This is a genomic window from Paenibacillus sp. Y660 (assembly GCF_057221575.1).
Map to the genome: position 1 here is coordinate 17,920 of NZ_JBXBBJ010000013.1, position 23,846 is coordinate 41,765.

General features: G+C 50.7%; 19 protein-coding genes. 13 read left to right on the forward strand and 6 right to left on the reverse strand.

The window, feature by feature from the left end:
- The first annotated feature begins 52 nt into the window (after positions 1 to 52).
- The gene (locus AC2TDN_RS15680; RefSeq protein ID WP_482067197.1) at positions 53 to 1,015 is read left to right on the forward strand and encodes an aldolase catalytic domain-containing protein; all 963 of its coding nucleotides are present in this window, start codon (positions 53 to 55) and stop codon (positions 1,013 to 1,015) included.
- A 68-nt stretch (positions 1,016 to 1,083) separates the two neighbouring features.
- Here the strand turns inward: AC2TDN_RS15680 and AC2TDN_RS15685 are convergent, their stop codons facing one another.
- A complete protein-coding gene (locus AC2TDN_RS15685; protein WP_482067196.1) occupies positions 1,084 to 1,386 on the reverse strand; it encodes a hypothetical protein in 303 nt (100 codons plus the stop codon).
- Positions 1,387 to 1,606: 220 nt separating this feature from the next.
- Between AC2TDN_RS15685 and AC2TDN_RS15690 the strand changes: the two genes are divergently transcribed.
- Positions 1,607 to 2,854, forward strand: a complete 1,248-nt coding sequence (locus tag AC2TDN_RS15690; protein WP_484688771.1) for a VWA domain-containing protein — start codon at positions 1,607 to 1,609, stop codon at positions 2,852 to 2,854.
- Positions 2,855 to 2,945: 91 nt separating this feature from the next.
- Here AC2TDN_RS15690 and AC2TDN_RS15695 read toward each other — a convergent pair whose 3' ends face one another.
- Positions 2,946 to 4,325, reverse strand: coding sequence for a Glu/Leu/Phe/Val family dehydrogenase (locus tag AC2TDN_RS15695; RefSeq protein ID WP_482067194.1), 1,380 nt, complete (start codon positions 4,323 to 4,325; stop codon positions 2,946 to 2,948).
- Between the two features lie 426 nt (positions 4,326 to 4,751).
- Positions 4,752 to 4,904, reverse strand: a complete 153-nt coding sequence (locus AC2TDN_RS15700) for a hypothetical protein (RefSeq protein WP_482067193.1) — start codon at positions 4,902 to 4,904, stop codon at positions 4,752 to 4,754.
- Between the two features lie 279 nt (positions 4,905 to 5,183).
- Here AC2TDN_RS15700 and AC2TDN_RS15705 point away from each other — a divergent pair, with 279 nt between their 5' ends.
- From AC2TDN_RS15705 to AC2TDN_RS15730, 6 genes are all read left to right on the forward strand, one after another.
- Positions 5,184 to 6,491, forward strand: a complete 1,308-nt coding sequence (locus AC2TDN_RS15705; RefSeq protein WP_482067192.1) for a copper resistance D family protein — start codon at positions 5,184 to 5,186, stop codon at positions 6,489 to 6,491.
- A gap of 23 nt (positions 6,492 to 6,514) precedes the next feature.
- On the forward strand, positions 6,515 to 7,372 hold the full coding sequence (locus AC2TDN_RS15710) for a sensor histidine kinase (RefSeq protein WP_482067191.1): 858 nt from the start codon (positions 6,515 to 6,517) through the stop codon (positions 7,370 to 7,372).
- On the forward strand, positions 7,369 to 8,073 hold the full coding sequence (locus AC2TDN_RS15715; RefSeq protein WP_482067190.1) for a response regulator: 705 nt from the start codon (positions 7,369 to 7,371) through the stop codon (positions 8,071 to 8,073). The genes AC2TDN_RS15710 and AC2TDN_RS15715 overlap by 4 nt, the downstream gene beginning before the upstream one ends.
- A gap of 882 nt (positions 8,074 to 8,955) precedes the next feature.
- Complete coding sequence (pheS, locus tag AC2TDN_RS15720) at positions 8,956 to 9,990, forward strand: phenylalanine--tRNA ligase subunit alpha (protein WP_484688774.1); 1,035 nt, start codon at positions 8,956 to 8,958, stop codon at positions 9,988 to 9,990.
- A gap of 24 nt (positions 9,991 to 10,014) precedes the next feature.
- Positions 10,015 to 12,456, forward strand: coding sequence for a phenylalanine--tRNA ligase subunit beta (pheT, locus tag AC2TDN_RS15725; RefSeq protein ID WP_484688776.1), 2,442 nt, complete (start codon positions 10,015 to 10,017; stop codon positions 12,454 to 12,456).
- A 196-nt stretch (positions 12,457 to 12,652) separates the two neighbouring features.
- Positions 12,653 to 15,766 (forward strand): hypothetical protein, encoded by a 3,114-nt coding sequence (locus AC2TDN_RS15730; RefSeq protein ID WP_484688778.1) that lies wholly within the window; start codon positions 12,653 to 12,655, stop codon positions 15,764 to 15,766.
- An 81-nt stretch (positions 15,767 to 15,847) separates the two neighbouring features.
- On the opposite strand, the gene AC2TDN_RS15735 is transcribed toward AC2TDN_RS15730, so the two are convergent.
- The 3 genes from AC2TDN_RS15735 to AC2TDN_RS15745 form a co-directional block, all read right to left on the reverse strand.
- Positions 15,848 to 16,528, reverse strand: a complete 681-nt coding sequence (locus AC2TDN_RS15735; protein ID WP_484688780.1) for an SDR family NAD(P)-dependent oxidoreductase — start codon at positions 16,526 to 16,528, stop codon at positions 15,848 to 15,850.
- 226 nt (positions 16,529 to 16,754) lie between these two features.
- Positions 16,755 to 17,141, reverse strand: a complete 387-nt coding sequence (locus AC2TDN_RS15740) for a cupredoxin domain-containing protein (protein WP_482067185.1) — start codon at positions 17,139 to 17,141, stop codon at positions 16,755 to 16,757.
- Between the two features lie 236 nt (positions 17,142 to 17,377).
- Complete coding sequence (locus AC2TDN_RS15745; protein ID WP_482067184.1) at positions 17,378 to 17,737, reverse strand: phage holin family protein; 360 nt, start codon at positions 17,735 to 17,737, stop codon at positions 17,378 to 17,380.
- A gap of 263 nt (positions 17,738 to 18,000) precedes the next feature.
- On the opposite strand from AC2TDN_RS15745, the gene AC2TDN_RS15750 reads away from it, so the two are divergent.
- From AC2TDN_RS15750 to cysK, 5 genes are all read left to right on the forward strand, one after another.
- Positions 18,001 to 20,367: an endonuclease MutS2 gene (locus AC2TDN_RS15750; RefSeq protein WP_482067183.1), complete on the forward strand. Its 2,367-nt coding sequence runs from the start codon at positions 18,001 to 18,003 to the stop codon at positions 20,365 to 20,367.
- Between the two features lie 36 nt (positions 20,368 to 20,403).
- Positions 20,404 to 20,826 carry a DUF350 domain-containing protein gene (locus AC2TDN_RS15755; RefSeq protein WP_169086878.1) on the forward strand — a complete coding sequence of 141 codons (423 nt, stop codon included), beginning with the start codon at positions 20,404 to 20,406 and terminating at the stop codon, positions 20,824 to 20,826.
- Positions 20,827 to 20,936: 110 nt separating this feature from the next.
- Entirely contained in the window at positions 20,937 to 21,563 is a 627-nt protein-coding gene (locus AC2TDN_RS15760) for a hypothetical protein (RefSeq protein WP_484688783.1), read from the forward strand.
- Between the two features lie 123 nt (positions 21,564 to 21,686).
- The gene (locus AC2TDN_RS15765) at positions 21,687 to 22,898 is read left to right on the forward strand and encodes an MFS transporter (RefSeq protein ID WP_484688786.1); all 1,212 of its coding nucleotides are present in this window, start codon (positions 21,687 to 21,689) and stop codon (positions 22,896 to 22,898) included.
- A 23-nt stretch (positions 22,899 to 22,921) separates the two neighbouring features.
- On the forward strand, positions 22,922 to 23,839 hold the full coding sequence (gene cysK / locus AC2TDN_RS15770) for a cysteine synthase A (RefSeq protein ID WP_482067180.1): 918 nt from the start codon (positions 22,922 to 22,924) through the stop codon (positions 23,837 to 23,839).
- Positions 23,840 to 23,846 lie beyond the last annotated feature (7 nt).

Sequence of the window (23,846 nt, forward strand, 5' to 3'; positions counted from 1 at the left end):
AAGTATGATGAGAAAAAATGAACTCATGTTCACATTAAAGGAGTATCTAAGCATGCAATCTAAAACGAGCCACTGTAAAATTGTTGACTGCACAATCCGCGATGGCGGACTCGTAAATAATTGGGATTTTAGTGTCGAGTTCGTTCAACATTTGTACGAAAGCTTGAATGAAGCCGGCGTCGATTATATGGAAATCGGCTACAAAAACTCGCCAAAGCTGCTTAAAGGTGCGGATAGCGCAGGCCCTTGGCGCTTCCTGAACGATGATTTCTTGAAAAAAGTGATTCCGAACAAAGGAAATACAAAGCTTTCTGCACTTGTTGATATCGGCCGCGTTGATGAAAACGATATTTTGCCGCGCAGCGAAAGCTTGCTTGATCTGATTCGCGTAGCTTGCTACATTCAGGATGTAGACAAAGCGCTGGAGCTTGTTCAAGTATTCCATGATCGCGGCTACGAAACGACACTGAACATTATGGCTCTCTCGAACGTGATGGAAAACCAACTCGTTGAAGCATTTGAGCTAATCAATGCTAGCGTTGTTGATGTCGTATACGTGGTTGACTCCTACGGCAGCTTGAAGCCAAACGATATGAGCTACCTCGTTGACAAGTTCCGTCAGCATCTGCCTAACAAGCGTCTTGGCGTTCATGCGCATAACAACCTTCAGCTTGCTTTCGCCAACACCCTGCTCGCAGCAGAAAGAGGCGTTGAGCTTCTTGATGCTTCCGTTTACGGCATGGGCCGCGCAGCCGGCAACTGCAACACGGAGCTGCTTGTAGCTGAGCTTCAAAATACGAAATACAACATCCGTCCTGTACTCGACATGATCGAGAAATATATGGTTCCGCTTCGCGAGAAGGAAGAGTGGGGCTACATCATCCCGTACATGATTACGGGCATCTTGGATGAGCATCCTCGATCCGCGATGGCGCTTCGCGATTCCGAAGACAAAGACAAGGGCGTTGAGTTCTACGATCGCCTTACGACACCTGAGATCGCTCACGGCAAATAATAATAAATACGAAAAAGCACCGTTAAGTCTCGATTGAGATTTAACGGTGCTTTTTGGTTTGCGGCAAACTATCGCTCAAGCAGCTCGCCATCGCCGCGGACGGCTGCCGCTTGATGCGGCTCGTTGGGATGGAAGTACCCTTTTCCCTGAAAGGTTTGACCGCTGCTTGCGACAGCTGTCAGCTCGATGCCAATATCCTCGTTTCTGCCAAACCTCGCGAGCAGCTCCCGGTCGCCTACGCCGTTTATGTCAACGTACCAGAGGCGATCGCCATATTCGGTAACTCTGACAAGCTCGGCGGAAGTGAAGGATAGCTGTATCGTCTCCTGCTGATAGGTCAATTCAAATGCGATCAGTTCGAATGTTTCCAAAGGTGAAGTCCTCCTGTATAAAGCTTAATGCAGTCAATATTCGCGCTCGATGCATGTCTGTTAACGATTGTAATGTTACTGGCCTATTTATGCAACATTCCACAACCATTATTCGTCAGATTAGGAAATACAAACATAAGGGGCTGAAGGAATGAAGGTGGGTCATTTTCTCAGGAAATCAATTAGACAAAGAAGGGGCTTTAGCTGGGGTGTCGCGGTCATGCTTGTAATGATGCTTATGCTCGGCGCTTGCTCATCCTCTTCGAACGATTCATTGAGCAGCGGCAACAGAGATACATCGGATCGTGGAGAATCCTCCAGCGACGAGTCGCCTAAATCAAAAACCAACGCGGGCACCGATAATCGAGCAATTGGCGAGGAGCCGGTAAGAGAGAAGGAGGGCGGCAAGCGGATTCACCAAAATCCGGACAAAGACGTGCAGGCGGGGCAATTGACAGCTGGCGAATGGGATGATCTTGCGGCTTGGGAGCGGTTCGGCAACTTGCTTAATTCTCAGGAGGGGGACAGCAGCAAGCGAGCTTGGCAGTTCTGGAATTTTGATCGGCTGGAGGTTGTCGTAACGGCAAATGGCAAAGCGGTATCGGATGCGAGTGTGGAGCTGCTCGCCGGCAAGCAGGCGATCTGGAAAGCACGCACGAATACAGAGGGCAGAGCCTTCGTCTATGCGGGGCTTTTTGAGAGGGACACCGCTAATTTAGGCGGGTATACGGTAAAAGTGAAGTCGGGCCAGGAAAGCAAAACGACGCAGCAGCTGGAAATTCCGGAGCAGGGCAGCATCAAAGTCGACTTGGGCAAGGCTGATCAGCTGTCGGAACAGGTAGACATCATGTTTGTGGTTGACACGACCGGTTCCATGGAGGATGAGCTGAACTATTTGGAGGCAGAGCTTAAGGATGTTGTGAGGCGCGTATCGGATGAGCATGCGAATCAGCTCGGCATTCGCATCAGCGCAAACTTTTATAGAGATAAGCATGACGATTATATTGTAAAGCCGTATCCTTTTACGACGGACATTAATAAAGTGACTGATCAATTCAGCAAGCAAAAGGCAGAGGGTGGCGGCGACTTCCCGGAGGCAGTCGATCAAGCGCTAGAGGATGCCCTTCATGAGCATGAGTGGAGCAAGGAGGCGCGGGCGCGCTTGCTGTTCCTTGTGCTCGATGCGCCGCCGCATGATGATGGGCAAATTATTGACGAGATGCAGAAGCTTACGGAGGACGCGGCGGAGCAGGGGATACGGATTATTCCGGTCGCTTCGAGCGGCGTAAGCGTGGAAACCGAATATTTGATGCGATTCATGGCTTCAGCGACTGGCGGCACCTATTTATTTTTGACTGACGATAGCGGCATCGGCGGCGATCATCTAGAGCCGGCGGTCGGTGAATATGAGGTGAAGCTGCTGAATGATTTGCTCGTTGAGGTCATTAATCGTTACGTGCAGGAGTAGAGTGGATATATAAAAGGTAAAGATAAGGGCAATCCTTCAAGCAGTTCTTCGCTGCTGTGGGATTGCCCTTTTTTTGATCGGCTGGCGTTAATTAATAAAGCTTGCCCTGGCGGTATAGCACCGTGGAGAGCTTCATGACGGCGTGGTTGTAGCAATTTTGACGAAGCGGGAGCGGATCGCCGAAGAAGGCTGGCAGGATGCCGTTTAACGTTTTTTGCATTTTATCATAGAGCATCTTATAGACCTGTTCTTCGCTGAAAAACTGCGTTTCCCGTCCCTGCAGCCATTCAAAGTAAGAGACAATTACACCGCCGGCGTTAGCCAAAATATCCGGTATAATAATCGTTCCTCTAGCCGTCAGCACCTCATCCGCGTCACCGGTGACTGGCGCATTCGCGCCTTCAACAATGATTGGCGCCTTTACTCGCTCGACATTATCTTTATGAATTTGCTCCTCCAGTGCTGCAAGAATGAGCACATCAACGTCCAAATAGAGCACTTCCTCGCGGCCGAGAATTTGCGCCTTTAAGTCAAGCTCAACTAATGCGGCCTCGGTTGCAGGCAAATCCCCTTGATGCTGCGCGGCATACTCAAGCAAGGCTGGAACCGAAAGTCCATCTGGGTTGTAGAGCGTTACGTTTCGATCGCTTACAGCGACTACTTTATTATGCAAATATGAGCATTTGTAAGCTTCCATCGCAGTGACAGAGCCAACGTTGCCGAAGCCTTGCACCGCGATCGAGAGCGGCCTTTCCGCATGGGCAAGCGCGGTTTGCACGAACGGGTTCATGCTCCCAGCAAGCCAGCTTCTTTGCTCCTTAAGGAAATCATGCAGCATATAGCGGAATGTGAAATAGACGCCCTTGCCGGTTGCTTCTCTTCGGCCGAGCGAGCCGCCGTTGATGACGCTTTTGCCGGTAAAGCTGCCGAGGTAAGGCTGACCGGGATGAATGCTTTTGTACTCAGCCATCATCCAGTCCATCTCGCGCTCGCCGGTGCCCATATCAGGAGCTGGTATATCCTTGTCCGGTCCAAGCACATCGCTGAAGTATTGAACATATTTTTTGCAAATGAGATAGAGCTCTTTCGCAGTATAGGTGCGGGGGTTAATGACGACGCCACCCTTGCCTCCGCCGAAAGGAACCTCATGCAGAGCGTTTTTGAGCGTCATTAGCGCTGCCAGATTCGTTACTTCGTCTTCGCTTACCGATTCGTGGAACCTTATACCGCCCTTATAGGGTCCGAGTGTATCGTTATGCTGAATCCGATAGGCCGGAATTCGCACGACGTTGCCGTTGTCGACCGTTATACGCAAAAAGGCTTTATGTACTTTGTTAGGTGTAGATAGAATGGCGGCAAGTGAGAGAAAAGCTTGCTCCCGTGCCTGCTCCTGCAAATTCGGTAAAAAAGTGCTGTCTCCCATTAAAGCATTTAAGGATTGCTGTACGATGGCTCCTGTTTGGCTTGCCATAACTAAACGACCTCCTCTGTGTTTTGGAATGAGATTGAGATGCTGTCCTGGCGGAACGACCTTCTACCGCAGGATATTGGATAGACGGCTGCGCTTGAACCTTACTGTAACATATTGGAACGAGTAAACCAAAACATGGGGTAGGGGATGCGGTTAAGAATCAGCTCAAAAGTTGTTACTTAAAAGGGGCGGTCTATACTAAACAATAATCCATAGGCGAGATGCCGGGCGAACATTTTCGTAAAATAATACTTGAATAGCCCTGCTGCAAGGGCTCTACGTGCGGGATACGAGCAGGGGCTGCCCATCGATAGAAGAAGAGTACTGGCCGGATTTTTACGCACGAAAAATTGCACAAGCATAATAAATAAAGGCATGCTCCCTTTTCGTCTTCACACTTAGAGCATGCCTTTCCTTTAAATCCTATTAACCTTTGTCCTCTTCATTGTCTGCGGCATAAGCGATAAGCGCGACATCCGAGCCGTATGATTCAGACAATTGCTGCTCCAGCTTGCGAATAGCATCCAGCGCATCATTTTGACTGTTCAGCTCTGCGATTCGATAATCTTTTTTCTTCATTGATCATCACATCCTTCCTGCTGCAATTTTAATAGTAGAATGGGCTTTAACGCATTTCGCTATACGCGTCAGCTCGATAAACCAAGCTTTATTTGAGCGCTTTAATGCAATTGTTCTTTTCGCAGCGGTCTAGTACACTAGAGCAGAATGACTTAGAGGGATGTGACATCATTGGGTACTGCTCTTCTTCAAACTAACGATTATCTATCTTCGTCCCTCAAGCGGGCGAGCTTAATATCAGTCAGCATACTGGTTCTTATCCTCACTGCAAGTGCATCCATGTTGATTCCACCGGAGCTTGTTTTTGCGCAGCAGACAGCCAATCTGGCATCGACCTCCTTTGACCCGCATAAGCAGGTTGGTCACAATCATTCGGAAGCAGCAAGCCCTGAAGTAGGCATCACGGTTCAGCAGGTTTTATTTTTTGCGGTAAGAGCCATATATTATTTCGCGTTTATGCTGGCGGCTGGCTTTATGCTTTGGTCCGCAGCATTTTCGAAGGATGCAAGCGACATCTCGCGCAACCTGTTGAACAAGTGGGGGATTTATATATTAAGGGGGCTGCTGCTTGCTGTCCTTGTATTTGTATTCGTACATGTCAGCTATTTGCTGAAGGGGTATGAAGGCAGCAGTTCAAGCGAGTGGGTTCGATTGCTTGCGGAAACGTCGACAGGACGATCGTGGCTTGCGATCATTGTGCTTTCCCTGCTGGGTTTTGTCGTTCTTAAGTTGTCTGATTCCTTCAAAATCATATGGGCGCTGCTGCTCGCTGCCGCGGAAAGCTTCAACGGACATGTTAATGCGCTCCCTAACAATACGCTTGCAATCGTGCTCGACTTTATACATACCGCAAGCTCTGCACTTTGGGCCGGGGGCTTGACGCTGCTGCTGCTATTCTGGCGGGCTGACCGCAAGGAAGCGGGAAGATTCGCGGAGCGATTTACGAAGGCAGCGTGGCTGAGTATATTGCTGCTGACGGTGAGCGGAATGCTGATGACGGTTCTTCTTCTGCCATCTTGGCGATATTTGTATTATACGAGCTGGGGCCTCATGCTGCTTGTCAAAGCTGTCTTGGTACTATTCATCGCTTGCGCAGGCTTTCTGCTTCATAGGCGAGCCAAGCAGGGGAAGCTGCCAAACGGCAAGCTGCTGAAGCTGGATGGGGTATTAATGACCACTGTGCTCATAATCGCAAGTATTTTCACCTATGTTAGTCCCGTACCCGACACGGAACCGCTGAACTATCATCGAATGGGCGAGAACCTGCATTACACCATTAATATTACGCCAAATGGGCCCGGACCAAACCGCGTAGAGGTGAAAATATGGCTGCCTGAGCAGCTTGGCGCACCAACATCCGTACGAATGCTGCTTTGGGCAGTGGATCATCCGCAGCGCCCAGCCATCGAGGTGCCTCTATTAGGCGACAGCGGCGAAGATTTTTTATCCTTCCCGGGCTTTATTGAAACGGACTATGCATCGGGCAGGGTTGATCTGCCTACGCGCGGCGTATGGACGGCGGAGCTTTTTATTACGGATCAGACTGGTGCGGAAACGAAGCAGATCATCCCTTTTCATAATGATTAATGATTAAGGAAGGAGAAGCGGACATGTCTTATAAATGGTTAAAATGGCTTATCCTTTGGATTCCAACCGTTGCGATTGGATTATGGGAATATTTGCGCCATACGCTTCTGCTTCCGTTCATTTCTATGGAGCTCGGCAATGTTCTTGCACCGATATTTGTATTTATTATTACACTGACGCTGCTGCGATCGCTGTTCACGAGACTTGAGCATATGCAGGAGACGCTGCAGCGGGAACGAATCGTTAAAGCAGCCTTCGAGGAGCGGGAGCAGCTTGCTCGAGAGCTTCATGACGGCATCTCTCAATCGCTGTTCATGCTCTCGGTTAAGCTGGACAAGCTGGAGCGGGTGCAGACCGAAACAGATGCGAAGCAAACGACGGATCAAATTAGAAGAACCGTTCGTCATGTCTATGACGACGTGAGGCAGTCTATTGCCAATTTGCAGCATTCCCCTTTGCCGGCGGATATGTCTTGGATGCAGAGCATTCATCATTTAACGGAAGAAATGGAGCAGACCGGCGGCATTCAAACGGCTGTGAAATGGCAGGTGCAGGAAGGACTGCTTACCTATAAGCAAAAGGTCGAGCTGCTTGCCATTATGCGCGAAGCGCTAATGAATGCACAGAAGCATGCGAATGCGAGACATATCGTTATCCAAGGGGAAGGCAGGATCCGTTCGGATGGAAAGAGAAGCGACTTTCGCTGCTCGATTCATGATGACGGCATAGGCGCCGCGGAGGAGAAGCTTTATGGAAAAGGGAAATACGGCGTCAGAATGATGCTGGATCGGGCGGAGGCGATGGGCTGGAACGTGACGGTGCAGCAGGCGAAGCCGCAGGGCACTCTAGTTGAAATCATTGGAGGGAGCAAATCGAAATGACGGAGCAAACGGCGCAGGTGCGTGTTTTTTTGGTAGACGATCATCCCCACGGGCGGGAAGGCATGCGCGATATCGTCATGAGCGACAGCTCCTTTGGCGTTGTAGGAGAGGCGGATAGCGGCGAGTCGGCGATAGCCGCCATTCAACAATTGAAGCCGGATTTGGTGCTGATGGATATCAATATGCCTGGCATGGGCGGACTTGAAGCGACGCATCGGCTCAAGCTTCTTATGCCGTCCTTGAAGATTGTCATGGTTACGGTATCCGATGACATTACGAATTTGTTTGAAGCGATCAAGCGTGGGGCGCAGGGCTATCTGCTTAAAAATCTAGCACCATCCGCATGGATGGAATATTTGCGCGCGATTTCGCTGGATGAGGCGCCGATGTCGAAGGAGCTTGCCTTCCGCTTGCTCCAGGAGTTCTCGGCAAGCAAGCCGCAGGCGGTGAAGCGGCCGGCGAGCAAATTGCAATCGCTTGATAAGGATGCTGACGTAATAACAACTCCGCTGACGGAACGGGAGAAAGAGGTGCTCGAGCGAGTTGCGACGGGGGCATCTAACCGCGAGATTGCAATGGAGCTTAGCTTGTCTGAGCACACGGTCAAAAATCACCTCAAAAACATTTTGCAAAAGCTTCATCTCGACAATCGGGTGCAGCTGACGCGATACGCTTTTGAGCAAGGTATAGTCGAAACGTAGCGGAAGCTGTAGTTGCCGCATTAGAATGTATTCGAGAGGCTGAGAAGAATTCGTATAACTTTCGTGTAGGCGATACTTAGCTGTTCAGAAGATCGAAAAAAAACGATGATCTTGCTGGGCAGTTTTTTGCTGCCAAAAAGCGGTAGTTCTTCCAGCGCCAATTTCCACCTCCATCTTTGGGAAGAATCAGCTCAAAAGTAGATACTTAAAAGAGACGGTCTATACTAAAGAATAATGCATAGGCGAGATGCCGGTCGTTTGAGTGAACATTTTCGTAAAATAATACTTGGATCTGTTGCAATGGCGACATCATAAGTTTGGCGGGACAACTAAGCTGATCATGAAGCCGGGAGGGTCATCACCCGCATAGCTTGGAGCAGCCCGAGCCGATATTAGCTTTTATCCAGCAGCATGCTCAGCAATAAGATACAATTTATGAAGGTTGTATGGATTCATAACAAAAAGCGGGTTTTGCAGTTGCATCGCTTCTGCTGATTGCATATAATAAAGATTAATGTTTCATAATCCAAAGTAAAGCGATGATGGAGAAAAGTAAGCAGTGCATTCGCACAGGGAGAAGACGCCGTAGATTGAGAGCGTCTTTGTGATATCAGGCTGCAGAAGTTCACTCCGGAGCAGACACCTGAACCGTCATGTCGGCATGCCGCACGGCGCGAGTAGGGAAGGTCCGGTTCCCGCCGTTATGGGGCTAAGGGATTGCAATCCGCTGTTAAAGACCCAAGCGACAACCATATGTGGTTTTTGCGCACAGCTGGAGAGTAATCCGAATTAGGGTGGTACCACGGTTCTTTCGTCCCTTTAGGGAGAGAGGGCCTTTTTTTGTGTCATGATTTAGGGATGATGATATGGAGGCGAAGAGGAATGAAGGAAAGATTGGAAGGACTGCGCGGCGAAGCGCTGCAGGAGCTGCAGCATGTAGATACCCCACAGCAGTTAAATGATTTGCGCGTCAAATATCTTGGCAAAAAAGGTGCTTTGACCGAAATTTTGCGTGGAATGGGCGGACTTAGCGCTGAAGAGCGCCCGGTAATCGGTCAGGTTGCGAACGATGTTCGCGCCGCAATTGAGTCGGTCATTGACGAGAAGCAGGAGGCATTCCAGCAAGCCGAGACGAATAACCGTCTTTTGGCGGAAACGCTTGACGTCACACTTCCAGGCAAGCAGCTTCCGACTGGCTCCGTGCATCCTTTGAACAAGGTCGCACAGGAGATCGAGGACGTATTTATCGGTCTTGGCTATACGATTGCCGAGGGGCCAGAGGTGGAAACGGATTATTACAACTTCGAGGCGCTGAATCTTCCGAAAAACCACCCCGCGCGCGATATGCAGGATTCGTTCTACGTAACGGATGATATTCTTATGCGTACGCATACGTCGCCAGTACAAGTACGGACGATGAAGGCGATGAACGGCCAAACGCCGGTTAAAGTTATTTGTCCAGGCAAGGTATACCGCCGCGATGATGACGATGCGACGCATTCGTTCCAGTTCAATCAGATCGAAGGCCTTGTCATCGGCAAAAACATTCGAATGAGCGATTTGAAAGGCACGCTGCTGCAATTCGTGCAGCAAATGTTCGGCGCACAAGCGCAAATCAGACTTCGCCCGAGCTTCTTTCCTTTCACGGAGCCAAGCGCAGAGGTTGACGTAACCTGCGTGCAATGCGGCGGCAAAGGCTGCCGGATGTGCAAGCACACGGGCTGGCTCGAAATTTTGGGCTGCGGCATGGTGCACCCGCGCGTTCTCGAAATGGGCGGCTATGACCCTGAAGAGGTTAGCGGCTTTGCCTTCGGCATGGGCGTTGAGCGTATCGCGTTGTTGAAATACGGCATTGACGATATTCGTCATTTCTATACGAACGATCTGCGTTTCTTAAGCCAATTCGCAAGAATGTAGCAATGAGAGAAGGGAAGAAGAGAGATGAATGTATCCTATAAATGGTTAAATGAATATATCGACCTATCCGGATTCAGCGGGGAAGAGCTTGCGGAGAAGATGACGCGCGGCGGCATTGAAATCGACGTTGTCGAATCTCGCAACAAGGGCGTAACCGGTGTCGTAGTCGGTTATGTGAAGTCGAAGGAAAAGCATCCGGATGCGGATAAGCTGAACGTGTGCAAGGTGGACGTTGGCACGGGCGAAGAGCTTCAAATCGTATGCGGCGCCAAAAACGTCGATGCGGGCCAGCTTGTTCCGGTTGCTTTGATTGGAGCTGTACTGCCCGGCGATTTCAAAATCAAGCGCGCGAAGCTGCGCGGCGTAGAATCCCAAGGGATGATCTGCTCCGCGAAGGAGCTTGGCCTGAACGAAAAGCTTCTTCCGAAGGAGCAGCAGGAGGGCATTCTTGTCCTTCCGGCCGCAACGAAAATTGGCGCATCTATTAATGATGTGCTGGCTATTGACGATGAAGTGCTTGAGCTGGATCTGACGCCGAACCGTTCGGATTGCCTTAGCATGCTCGGCGTAGCGTATGAAATCGGTGCTTTGACTGGCCGCGAGGTTCGTTTGCCAAGCGCTGTTATTCATCACACAACCGAGCGCGCAGACGCTCTAGTAAAAGTCAGCATCAGCGCGCCCGAGCAATGCACGCATTACTCGGCTCGTTATATTAAAGGCGTAAAAATCGGCGTATCCCCATTGTGGCTGCAAAATCGTCTGATCGCTGCCGGCGTTCGTCCGATCAACAACGTCGTTGACGTTACCAACTTCGTTATGCTCGAGTATGGACAGCCGCTGCATGCCTTTGATGCAGACCGCCTTCCGGGCGGACGCATCGATGTGCGACTAGCGAAAGCTGGCGAAACGCTTGTAACCTTGGATGACCAAGAGCGCAAGCTTGAGCCGCATATGCTTGTTATTACCGACGGCAAGGAGCCGATCGCGCTTGCGGGCGTGATGGGCGGTGCGAGCACCGAGGTAACGGGCGAGACGGTTAATATTTTGCTTGAATCGGCAAAATTTGATGGCGGCACCGTAAGAAAAACGTCGCGTCAGCTTGGACTTCGCTCGGAATCGAGCATCCGCTTCGAGAAAGAGGTTGATCCGGCGAGAGTAATCCCTGCGCTGGACCGAGCTGCTTCCCTTATCGCAGAGCTTGCGGAAGGCTTAGTTGCGGAAGGCATCGTAGAAGTAACGGCAGGAGAGGCGAAGCCAGCCAAAGTGGCGGTTTCCTTGGACAAAATTAACAGCTATCTCGGCACAGAGCTTTCAAGACTAGAGGTTCAGACGATTTTTGGCCGATTGCATTTTGAATATGAGCTGTCTGACAGCAATGTGTTTACGGTAAATGTACCGACTCGCCGCGGCGATATTACGCGCGCGGTTGATCTGATTGAGGAAGTTGCACGCCTTCACGGCTACGATGAAATTCCAACTACGCATATTCATGGCGATGTCGTGCCGGGCTCCTTGACGAAGCCGCAGGCGATTCGCCGAGAGCTGCGCAAGCGCCTATCGGATGCTGGATTGCATGAGGTGGTCAGCTATTCCTTCACGGGACCTGAGCGCACGAAGCTGTTCCCGTCGCTTGCAGAGCATACGAATCCGGTTCGCCTTGCGATGCCGATGAGCGAAGACCGCAGCGTATTGCGCACGACGCTTGTCGCACAACTGCTCGAAACAGCCGCCTATAACCGCAACCGTAAAAATGAATCAGCAGCGCTGTTTGAAATCGGCAGCGTATTTCACACCGATGAAGAGCAGCTGACGCGCTTGCCTCATGAGAAGCATCGATTTGCTGCGCTTCTAACCGGCAATCGCACAGAGTCACAATGGAACGCGAAGGCGGCGCAGGTAGACTTCTACGATGCTAAGGGCATTTTGGAGACGATATTCGCTGTGCTTGGCTTAACGGCAAGTGTTACGTATGAAGCGGCTCAGCCTGAGCATTTCCACCCTGGCAGAACGGCTGCCGTTCGCCTTCATACGCCTAAAGGCAATGAAGTGATCGGCTATGTCGGACAGCTGCATCCTGCGCTTCAGATTGAAGCGGATCTAGCTGATACGTATGTGCTTGAGATCGGTCTTGATTTGATCTATGAGCTGGCTGATTCGGAGATCGAATACAAGGTGCTTCCTCGTTATCCGGCTATGCAGCGCGACATCGCGGTAGTCGTTGACCAAGCGGTTGCGGCTGCTAAGCTAACCAATGTTGCATGGGAGATTGCAGGCGAATTGCTTGAATCCGTTCGCGTCTTTGACGTATACACCGGAGAGAAGCTTGGAGCTGGCAAAAAGAGCGTAGCGCTATCGCTTGTTTACCGTCATGGCGAGCGTACTTTGACGGATGAAGAGGTAACGGAACTGCATGGGAAGGTTGTTTTACAATTAGAACAATCTTTTGCAGCGGAATTACGCAAGTAGGCAGGAAACCTCCAAAGCCGCATCGAAATAGTTCCTAGTGAGCTATTGATGCGGCTTTTTCCTTGTAAATACAAGGCATAATTGTTATTTCAACGATTATTATGCGGTATTTCAACGCGAAACGAGCTTTTGAAGCCAAATGCTACGTTCAGCCGTTTACGCTTGCTCGACTTGGACAATAGGAGGATTCGCCTTAATGGATGCTGAACAAACAGTTGTTACGGTTGATATATATGGAGTTCAATATAAATTAAAAGGTCATTCCAACGTGGAATATATGAAGAGGGTTGCTGCGGCAATCGACGAAAGCATGAAAAAGCTGGCTAAGGGCTATCCGCGTCTTGATATGCCGAAGCTGGCGGTGCTATCAGCCGTTCAAATAACGGAGGAAGTTTTCCGGTTGCGGCGTGATAATACAAGGCTCCTAGAGGAGGAAGCAAAGCTTAACCTCATGATTTCGGAGCTGGAGAAAATAAGCGAGCAGGCAGTCTCGCTGCAAGCTGAACTAGACGAGACGAAGCGAATGGCGAGCGAGCAGCTGCAAAAGGCAAAGGAGGCTGCTGAAGCGGAGCTAGCCGAGCTGCTTGCGCTTGCGGCAGAGCAGTCATCCGCCCAGCAAGCGGCGGCAGCAGAAGCGATCAAGCTGCAGGAGGAAACGATTCTGCGGCTTACGCAAGAAAATGTGGAGCGGATCGCAGCGCTTAGGTCGAAGAAGGATGAACAGCTGGCGCGTGTTCAAGCGGAGAAGCAAGCCGAGCTGGACGAGCTGAAACGCGTTAAGGAAACCGAGCTGACCGAACTCCAGAATAGATTGGATACAGAGCTTGCCGAGCTTCAGATCAGAATGGATAGCGAGCTGTCAGCGCTGCAAAATCAGAAGGAATCAGAGGAGCGGGCGCTGAACGAGGAAAAAGATGCACAGCTGCTGGAGCTTGCACGCGCTAAGGAAAATGAGCTGACTGAGCTTCGGAGCAGAATGGAATCGGAGTTGTCAGAGCTGCTTCAAGCGAAAGAAAGCCAATTAATGGAGCTTGAGCTGGATAAGGAAATACAAATCAATGAGCTCGAAAGAGTGAGAGCGGAAGAAATAGAGGCGCTAAGAAGCGAGAAGGATGGGCAGCTAGCCGCATTGACCGCAGAGCATGAAGCGTCGCTATTAACGGCAGCGGAGGAGAAAGAGTCGTTGCTAGCGCAGCTTGAAGGGAGCTGGCAGGGCAAATGGGATGAGCGAGAGCTGAGCTGGCTGGCCCATGCCGAATCCTCGCAGCTTGCCCTTGCCCGCCAGAGCGAGGAGCGCGAGCAGGCTTGGAAGGCTGAAGCCGCTAAGGCTGAGCAAGCGTTTCGCGCAGATCTTGAGCGCCGCAGAAACGGCTGGCTGGAGGAGCGAAGCAGGCTTCAGGCGCAGGTAGCCGAGCTTCAGCAAAGCTGGAAGGCTGATAAGGAGGCGCTGGAGCAGCGTCTATCGGCTGCGGATGATCAACTCGTGCAGGCGATGGAGCAGGAGGAAACGTTCCGAACTTCCTTTGCGCAGCTAGAGCAGGATGTTCGCGAACGCGAGAGCGAATTGCAGCTTGTCCAAAGCGAGCTGAATGATACGCGCAGCAAGCTTGAAGAGCTGCAAGCGCACAATAGCGAAGCGAGCGCTCAGGTGCAGGAGCTGGAGCAGAAGCTTGCACACGAGCGGAGCCACGTTTCTGCTGCAGATAAGCGCGCAACGGATTTGCAGCTGCGCCTCAAAGAGGCGCAGGAGCGTGAGCAGCAGCAAGGCTCGCAGCAGCTTCAGCTCGAGGAGCAGCTGCTGAAGCTGCAGCTGGAGCAGGAAGAGAATGAGCTGATTCACCAAGCTCATATCGAGGAGCAGCAGCATATGCTGCGCGCTGAGCTTGAAAAGCAGCGGGATTTGCTGAATGAAGAGCATGAGCAGCAGCTGCGGACGCTTGAGGAAGAGAAGCGCGGGCTTGTGAGCTCGCTGCGCCTCGAGCAGGAGGATCGGCTCCGGGTCGTAGAAGCTGAAAATGACGAGCTGTTTAAACAGCTTACCGCGGAAAGCAATGAACGGTATGAACGTCTCGCAGCCGAGCGGGATGCACGGGATAAAGAGCTTGCCGCGATGCATGAGGAGCAGATTCAGAAGCTGGTTCATCAATATGAAGAGTCGCTTCTGGATCAAGCCGTTCAATACGAAGAACAGAGCAAGCAGCTCGCTCATGAATTTGAGGAGAAATCGAAGCAGCTTGCTTATGAATACGAGGAGCGGGCGAAGCAGCAGGCAGCCGAGCGCGAAGCGCAGGATAGAAAGCTTGCTCGCGAGTATGATGAGCTGGCAAGGCAGAAGGACGCGGAGCTTGAAGAGCAATCCAAACGTCTCGCGGATCAATATGAAGAACAACTGCTTGAGCAGGCCATTCAATTTGAAAATCAAAATAAACAGCTGGCTAGCGATTTTGAAGAGCAATCGAAGGTGATTGCCGCTAAGGAAGCGGCACGTTCCGAACAGCTGGTTGATGAGTATGAGGAGCGTTATAACGAGCTTGCCGCGAAGCAGGAAGAGGAACGCAGCCGGATGGCGGACGAACGCGAGGAGCGCTTGCAGCAATTGGCCGCTTCCTACGATGAGCAGTTAAAGCAGCTTACAGCCAACCAAGAGGAGCTTCTCCTTCAACAGCAGCATGATTATGAGACTGCGATTCAGAAGCTGCAAGCGCAGCTTGAACGAATCGAGAAAATAGCCGCTTCGGCTGCAGACGGCGAGCAAACCTACAAGGCCGAGCTTGAGATGCTGGAGGCGAGGGAGCAAGAGCTGACCGAGCAGCTTGAATTTACGGCTGCGCGCGAGCGCATTGCCTCACAGCAGCTGGAGGCAGCAGCAGCCCGCGAACGGGAGCTCAGCGAGCGCCTGCAAGCGCAGCAGCAATATGCCGAGCAGACGGCTGCGGAAGCGCAGCAGCTTGAGCTAGAGAAGCGGTCGCGTGAAGCGGACGAAGAAGCGCTGCGCGAGCAGCTGGAGAAAGCGATGCAGGAAGCCGCTTCAGCATCCGAGCTGAAGGAAGAGCTGAGCGAGCATACGTCTAAGCTTGCGCAAGAGCGTGATGAGGCTGCGCGCAAAGCCGAGAAGCTGGCTCACGAGCGCGACGAAGCAGCGAGCGCGTTAGAGTCGCTCTCGTATGAGCGGGATGAAGCGACGCGTTCCGCGGAGAAGCTCGCCGAGGATCATGCTGATTTGCTCGAGCAGCATCATAAGCTGAAAAATGAATACTCGAAGCTGCAAACCGAATATAACGAATGGATTGAGCTTATCGAACACAGTTAGTCTGAATAAACAGCAAAAACCGCAGCAACAAGCTTTGGCAATGGCCGGCTTGTTGGATGCGGTTTTTTTATCGTTATTAGATTAGCCATAAGAGACGATTGTTCCGGTAGGGCCAAGGGCAGACAAGCTGGCTAGCCTTAGCAGATCGGGGGTCACAATTGCGGGATCTTTGCCCGTTGCATGCATTTCGGTACGGAGCGTGCCAGGATTGTATAAGTTAACGAGAATGCCGTGCTCATGCTCTTCATCGGCCAATGTGCGGGTTAACGATTCAAGTCCGGCTTTAGCGGCGCTGTATGCTGCGTAACCGCCTGCTCCGTTCCACGAAAGGCCGGAGGTTATATTGATGATTCGTCCGTATTTTGCTTTGCGCATAGCCGGAAGAACAGCCTTCGTCAGCAGAAACGGTCCTGTTAGGTTGATAGCGATTTGATTTTGCCACTCATCGGACGATAATTCATGCACGGTTCCTTGCTCTAAAACGGCTGCATTGTTCAATATAATATCGATGCGGCCAAAGTGCTCAGTGGCGGCAGAAATCGATTCCTGTACCTGTTGCTCGTCGGATACGTCTGTTTGCAGCACAAGCGCTGCTTTGCCCGTTTTCTCTTTTACGACCAATGCGGTTTCTTCCAGTTTAGCCAGGCGTCTTCCCAGCAGGACGACATCTGCTCCCTCCGCTGCAAAAGAAATGGCTGCTGCTCGGCCTAATCCCGTCCCAGCTCCGCTAATAATGGCGACTCGATTTTGCAGTGCTCCCATCACCAGTCCTCCATTCGCTGTTCATATTGTGAATATCTTATCAGAGGGAGAGCGGGAGGGGAAGAGGGGTGGGTATTAGACTTTTTTTGTTGATTGTTAAATAAAGATTATATAAGCGAATATGAAATATGTCCTGTATGTTATTAAAAATAGACCAAGAAATCAAAAAATAAAGGCTGCTCGGAAGGTCCATTTGGACCTTTCGAGCAGCCTGAAATTAAATGTTTTATTCAACGACTAGCGTCGTTTTCATTTCCCTATGGCCAGCGCCGCAAGGTATATTGCATATCATTTCATAAGTACCCGGCTCGCTGATGTTTACAGCAACGGTTTTGCCTTGTGTAATTTCATAATCCGTTTTTTTGATTAGCGCGCTGTGCAAGCCGTCAACGGAATCCAGCTTAAGATTAACGGTTTCTCCAGCTTTGATTTTATATTCTTTCTGGTCAAACTCCCAGTTGGATGCAGTTATAACAAGGTCAGACGATGCAGCGCCGCTGTCTGCAACAGTTGTATTTGCTTCCTTATTCTCTTCATTGGAGCTGTTCGCGCCGCATGCCGCGATAACGAATACAAGACACATTGCGCTTGCAAATAGTAACCATTTTTTCATTTGTTTGCTACCCCTTTCGATTGTAAAGCTTTGTAATTTCGTTTGGTCATATCCATTGTACTTCAACTTTGGCCAAAATGCAGTGACAGCGATATGACAAACTAATGAAGAACATGTGAAAAAGCGAGAAAATCCCGTAAAGAATGCTGTACAAGCGCACAAGCCCTTGACCGCCGTTGCCGGGCAAATCAAGGGCTTGTGCGCTTGTGCTGCTGCTGCTAATTTAGAAGGCTGAGCTAGTTGTGGTTGCGTCTGCCAGATTCATAAGGGGTGCTGACTGGGATGAACAGATCGATAATCCCAATAACCAGCGCAGCCAAAATGGCGCCGAGCAAAGTTACCGTAACGTCTCCGACGATAAATTGGGCGATCCATATTACGGCAGCGCTGGCGATAAAGCCAACAATCCCGCGTCCGAAAGGAGTAACCCTTTTGCCAAATATGCCTTCAATGATCCAGCCGAGGGCAGCGATGACAAGAGCAAGGAAAAACGCGCTCCAAAATCCACCAACGCTAAATTGAGGTACAATAAACCCGACAAGCATAAGCACCAGCGCGGCTACGATAAACCGAACAACATGGCCCAAAAATGTCATAGTATAAACCCTCCTAAAATTTACGAATCGAAACTGCCGTTCATGCAGCTTCTTTTCTTTTTCGCGGCTGCGCGGCTGCAAGCCGATTCAAAGCTAATCTGAAGCACTTACCTTTGGTGGTACATGCAAAAGTTGCATCGTAAAACAGCTCTTTCGTTAATATTGTGACCAATTGAGCATCATTTATGTATGAAACGATTGTTCAGCCCGTGCATGAAGGACGCGGTTCGGCTATAATAGGAAGGCGAGAGGAGTGTTATTTGTTGGACACTAAAATTTTGAATACACTTGAATATCCTAAAATCATACATAGATTATCACAGCATGCGGCAACATCGCTTGGCAAAGCGGCCGCAGAATCGCTGCAGCCTGTATCCGATTTGGAAGCGGTTAAGCAAATTTTGCAGGCTACGGATGAAGCCTATACGGCTGACCGTCTGAAAGGCAGCGCGCCATTTGGCGGCGTTGTGGATATTTCGGCGCCGCTTCACCGTGCGCGGATCGGCGGTACGCTTAATCCGGCAGAGCTGCTGGACATCGCGGCTACTGCACGCGGCGGTCGCCGTGTGAAGAAGCATATCAGCCTGCTGCATGAAGATAATCCGATCCCGATGCTCCATGCGATCGCGGACCAAATCAGCGAGCATAAGCCGCTTGAGGATGCGATTTTTGAATGTATTGACGATCAGGCGGAGGTTATGGACAGCGCCAGCGCAGAGCTGGCGTCGATTAGACGGGAGCTGCGGAACGGGGAATCGCGCATTCGGGAGAAGATGGATCAGATGATCCGCTCCTCATCGGTTCAGAAGATGCTTCAGGATTCGATCGTTACGCTGCGCAATGATCGGTACGTCATTCCTGTCAAGCAGGAATACCGTTCGCACTTTGGCGGAATCGTGCATGATCAATCGGGATCTGGCGCTACGCTGTTCATCGAGCCGGAAGCAATCGTCGCGATGAACAATAAGCTGCGGGAGCTGAAGGCAGGCGAGCTGCGGGAAATCGAGAGAATATTGCAGAAGCTCACCGCGCTCACTTCGGATTATGTTGAGGATCTTATATACAACCTCGATTTGCTTGGCCAAATCGACTTTGCGTATGCCAAGGCGCGGCTTGCCCATGGCATGAAGGCGACGCTTCCGCGAATGAATGACAGAGGCTTTCTGAAGCTGAAGCGCGGCCGACATCCGCTAATTGCACCGGAGCAGGTTGTGCCTATTGATGTGGAGCTGGGCAACCAGTATACCGCAATCATTGTAACGGGACCGAATACGGGCGGCAAGACCGTCTCCTTGAAAACAATCGGGCTGCTGAGCCTAATGGCGATGTCTGGCTTATTTGTGCCTGCCGAGGATGGCAGCCAGCTTTGCGTATTCGATGCGATTTATGCCGATATCGGCGATGAGCAAAGTATTGAGCAAAGCCTTAGTACATTTTCCAGCCATCTCAAAAACATTATTCGCATATTAAGCTCCATGACTTCAAAGAGCTTAGTGCTGCTCGATGAGCTTGGCGCTGGAACCGATCCGGCTGAAGGGTCTGCGCTTGCCATAGCCATATTGGAGCATGTCCATGCGATGGACAGCCGAATTGTAGCAACGACGCATTACAGCGAGCTTAAGGCATATGCTTATAATCGCAGGGGTGTCATTAATGCGAGCATGGAGTTCGACGTGGCGACATTAAGTCCGACCTATCGATTGCTCGTTGGCGTTCCGGGTCGAAGCAACGCCTTCGCCATCGCTGAAAGGCTAGGGCTTGCGCGTTCCATTATCGATCATGCAAGAGGCGAAGTGAGCGAAGAGGACCAACGGGTTGAAAATATGATTGCCTCGCTCGAGGAAAATCGCCTAGGCGCAGAAACCGAGCGTCAAACGGCTGAGTCGCTCCGCCGTGAGATGGAGACGCTTCGAGCGCGTCATGAAGCAGAGCGAATGAAATTCGAGGAGCAGAAGGATAAGCTGCTGCTAAAAGCGCAGGAAGAAGCACGCGAGGCTGTCGCGAAGGCAAAGCGCGAAGCGGAGCAAATCATCGCCGACCTGCGCAAGCTTGCAATGGAGGAAGGGGCCTCGGTTAAGGAGCATAAGCTCATTGAAGCCCGTCGCAAGCTGGATGAAGCAGCCCCTGAGCTGCAAAAATCGAAGCGGGGAGCAGCTAAGTCCGCTGCAAAGCCGGCCAAGATCGAAGCAGGCGATGAAGTGACGGTGTACAGCTTGAATCAGAAGGGCACCGTCGTAGAGGTTCATGGCTCAGATGCCACTGTACAGCTTGGCATTATGAAAATGAAGGTAGCGCTGGATGATTTGGAGCTGCTGAAATCAAATGCTGCGGCAAAGGTGCAGCAGCCGAAGCTTGCGGCAAGCTTGAAGCGCTCGAAAGATGATAATTTCAAGATGGAGCTTGACCTGCGCGGTGAGAATCTGGAAGAGGCGATTCTAGAGGTTGACCGTTTCCTTGACGAGGCTTTTCTGTCAGGCCTTGCTCAAGTGGCGATCATACACGGTAAAGGTACTGGCGTGCTTCGGACAGGGATACAGCAATATTTGCGCAGACATAGCCATGTGAAGAGCTATCGTCTAGGCAATTACGGCGAGGGCGGCGTTGGCGTTACCGTTGCTGAGCTGAAATAGAGCGCAGCGAAAAGGACTGATGGGAGGGAGCTTTGAATGAACAATGAAGTGGATAACCTGCTAAGCAATCCTTACGCTGCTTCGCTTGTCTATGTATCGGTTACGGTGCTTTCTCTCATTGTGTTCTTGTCTTGCTTTGAGCTTGTGACCAGATACAAATGCTGGAGCGAGATCAAGAAGGGGAACTTGGCCGTGGCTATGGCAACCAGCGGCAAAATTTTCGGCATATGCAATATTTTTCGCTTCTCGATCGAGTCGAATGACTCGGTTTATCAGAGCCTCATCTGGGGAGCCTTCGGGTTTGTCATTTTGATGGCAGCTTACTTTTTATTCGAGTTTCTAACGCCTGTATTCCGGATAGATGATGAAATCGCCCGCGATAACCGTGCGGTTGGGCTTATCGCGATGATCATTTCGGTGTCGCTCTCTTACGTCATTGGAGCAACGGTCATTATATAACGGAGGGACCTATTTTGAAATATTTATGGAGAATTTTAATCGTTGTCGCTATTTTATTTTTTGCTTTTGGCGTCGTTTATATTATGAATCATTAGAGGGGAAGACAAACAATGGAAGAGCATTTGATTTGTCCGTGGTGTTTAACGGAAATTGTATGGGATGAAGAGATTGGACCGGAAACGCATTGTCCGCATTGCGATAATGAGCTGAGCGCTTATCGGACAATCGAGCTTGGCTACGATGAAGATGAAGTTGAGGCTGACGAGCATGAACGCTCTGTTCAAGCGCTCAAAATCAACGATGCCCGCAGGGCCGCTAAGCAAAATGGCGAATTCGAGCAGGATGAATGGTCGGAGGACGAGGCTGTAGAGGAAGAGGAAGAGGAAAACGATTATTCGGATGACCCGAACCATAAGCGCTGGCTGGAGCAGGGCGATGGTTATCGCAGCGCTGATACCGCGCGATTTGCAGTAGAGGAGACTATCCAGCGCGTGCTTGATGATCAAGAAGAAATACCGGAATGTCCGGTTTGCCGATCGTATATGATCGAGGCTGGCGTACAGACGGTAGGGGATCAACAGTTTGAGCCTAGAATTGCCCCATCTCTTGGCGGACCCGTATTAACGACTCCATTCAAGCTCAGCCTGTATGTCTGTCCGGCTTGCTACCACACTTCTTCCTTGCTCAGCCTCGGCGATCGCGAGCAAATGATCAAGCGGCTAACTCCGGACGAATAATTGTGCTTGGAATAAAGGGCGCATGGGCAACTGCCAAAGAGGGAACCTTACAAAACGAAATTCTGATTTGTGATCGGCTGGTCATGGGAAGCCATGATTTGCCCTGAGGAAGGAGGAATCGTTTTGGCTAAAGCTTTGGCAAAAAGCTTGGATGGACAAGCAGCTCTTTTACTCATTGTTCAAGCCCTTTATGGCGTAGCGAATGCGCTATCCGGTACGTTTGTGCCCATATATCTATGGAAAGCAAGCCAATCGTATATGTTAATCGGCTGGTTCACTTTAGGCCAATATGTCATGAGCGGCTTAACGTTCTGGGTCGCTGGCAAATGGGTGAAAGAGCATAACAAAATGAACAGTCTCCGCATAGGAATTGTTCTGTCCGGCGTCTTTTATTGCACAGTACTGCTGCTCGGGCAGCAAGCAAAAGCGTATTACATACCGCTCGGCATTTTGAACGGGATGGCAATGGGCTTTTTTTGGATCGCATTTAACGTTGTATATTTCGAAGTGACGGACCCGGATAACCGCGACCGCTTTAACGGCTGGGCTGGCTTGCTTGGCTCTGCAGCAGGCATCGTTGCGCCTTGGGTATCAGGACTGCTTATTACATCGATGCAAGGGGAAAAGGGCTATCGGCTTATTTTTACCATATCGCTCGTTATATTTTCGATTAGCGTTGTACTTAGCTTTTGGCTTAAGAAGCGGAAAGTTCAGGGCATTTATAATTGGAAGCATGGGCTGCAGCAGCTTATGCAAAAAGGGAATCCTTGGCGCCGGATGCTTCCGGCTATAGCTGCGCAGGGAGTACGCGAGGGCGTGTTCATGTTCCTAGTCGGCTTGACTGTATATGTAGCGACACAAAACGAGAGCAAGCTGGGCACCTTTGCGCTCATTACATCACTAGTGTCTCTAGTCAGCTTTTGGATTGTTGGCAAAATGCTTAAAAAAAGCAATCGCAAGCTTTCGATGCTCATTGGCGTCATTATGATTGCTGTCGTTATTTTGCCTTTGTTTTGGGAGGTATCGTTCGCGACCTTGTTAATGCTTGGCATCGGCACGTCCCTATTTATGCCGCTTTACATTATACCGATGACCTCCAGAGTATTTGATCTCATTGGCCAATCCGAGGAAAGCGCGAGAGAACGCGAGGAGTTTATCGTGCTTCGCGAGGCGGGACTCGTCATTGGCAGAGTTATCGGCTTAACGTCGTATTTAATTGTGCTGCCGCAGAACCATTCAGCTATTGCGATCACTTGGCTGTTGTTTGCGGTTGGTGTCGTACCGATTGCGGGCTGGTGGTTTATGAAGCCGTTCTTAGAGGAGCAGCAGGCATAAGCAAAAAAGAAGGAGAACGAGAAATGCCGAGAATCGTATCGGACATAACGCAATTAATTGGAAATACGCCGGTCGTTCGGCTAAATCGTCTGCCGGGGGATGACAGTGCCGAGGTATGCGTCAAGCTCGAGCGCTTTAATCCAAGCGGAAGCGTAAAGGATCGAACGGCTTTCTCGCTCATTAATGATGCGGAGAAGCGGGGCTTGATCAAGCCGGGCGACACCATTATTGAGCCAACGAGCGGCAATACCGGCATTGGGCTGGCGATGAATGCAGCAGCAAGAGGATATAAGATGATTTTGATTATGCCTGACAACATGACGTTGGAGAGGATAAAGCTGCTTCAGGCCTATGGAGCAGAAGTTGTACTGACACCTGCTGCAGAGAGAATGCCTGGTGCGATCCGCAAGGCGGAGGAGCTTCATAAGCAGCATCCAGGCAGCTATATTCCCAATCAGTTCGAAAATCAAGCTAATCCGCATATACACAGAATAACGACAGCCTTCGAAATTATGGAGCAAACCGGCGGGAGGCTAGACGCATTCGTTGCCACAGCTGGCACTGGCGGGACGATAACCGGAACAGGCGAGAGGCTTAAGGAGCAGCTTCCGGATTTATATGTTGCTGTAGTAGAACCGCAAGGGTCTCCCGTGTTGTCCGGCGGCAAGCCAGGTCCGCATAAGCTGGTCGGCACAAGTCCGGGGTTTGTTCCCGCTATTCTTAACACATCCATATACGATGAAATCATTCAAGTATCAGACGAGCATGCTTTAACCACAATGAGAGCATTGGCGACCAAAGAAGGGCTGCTGCTTGGTCCTTCATCCGGCGCATCCGTATGGGCAGCCATGCAAATTGCGAAGCGGCTTGGCGCTGGCAAACGCGTGCTTTGTATAGCGCCGGATTCCGGTGAGCGTTATTTGAGCATGGATATTTTTTGAAAATGTC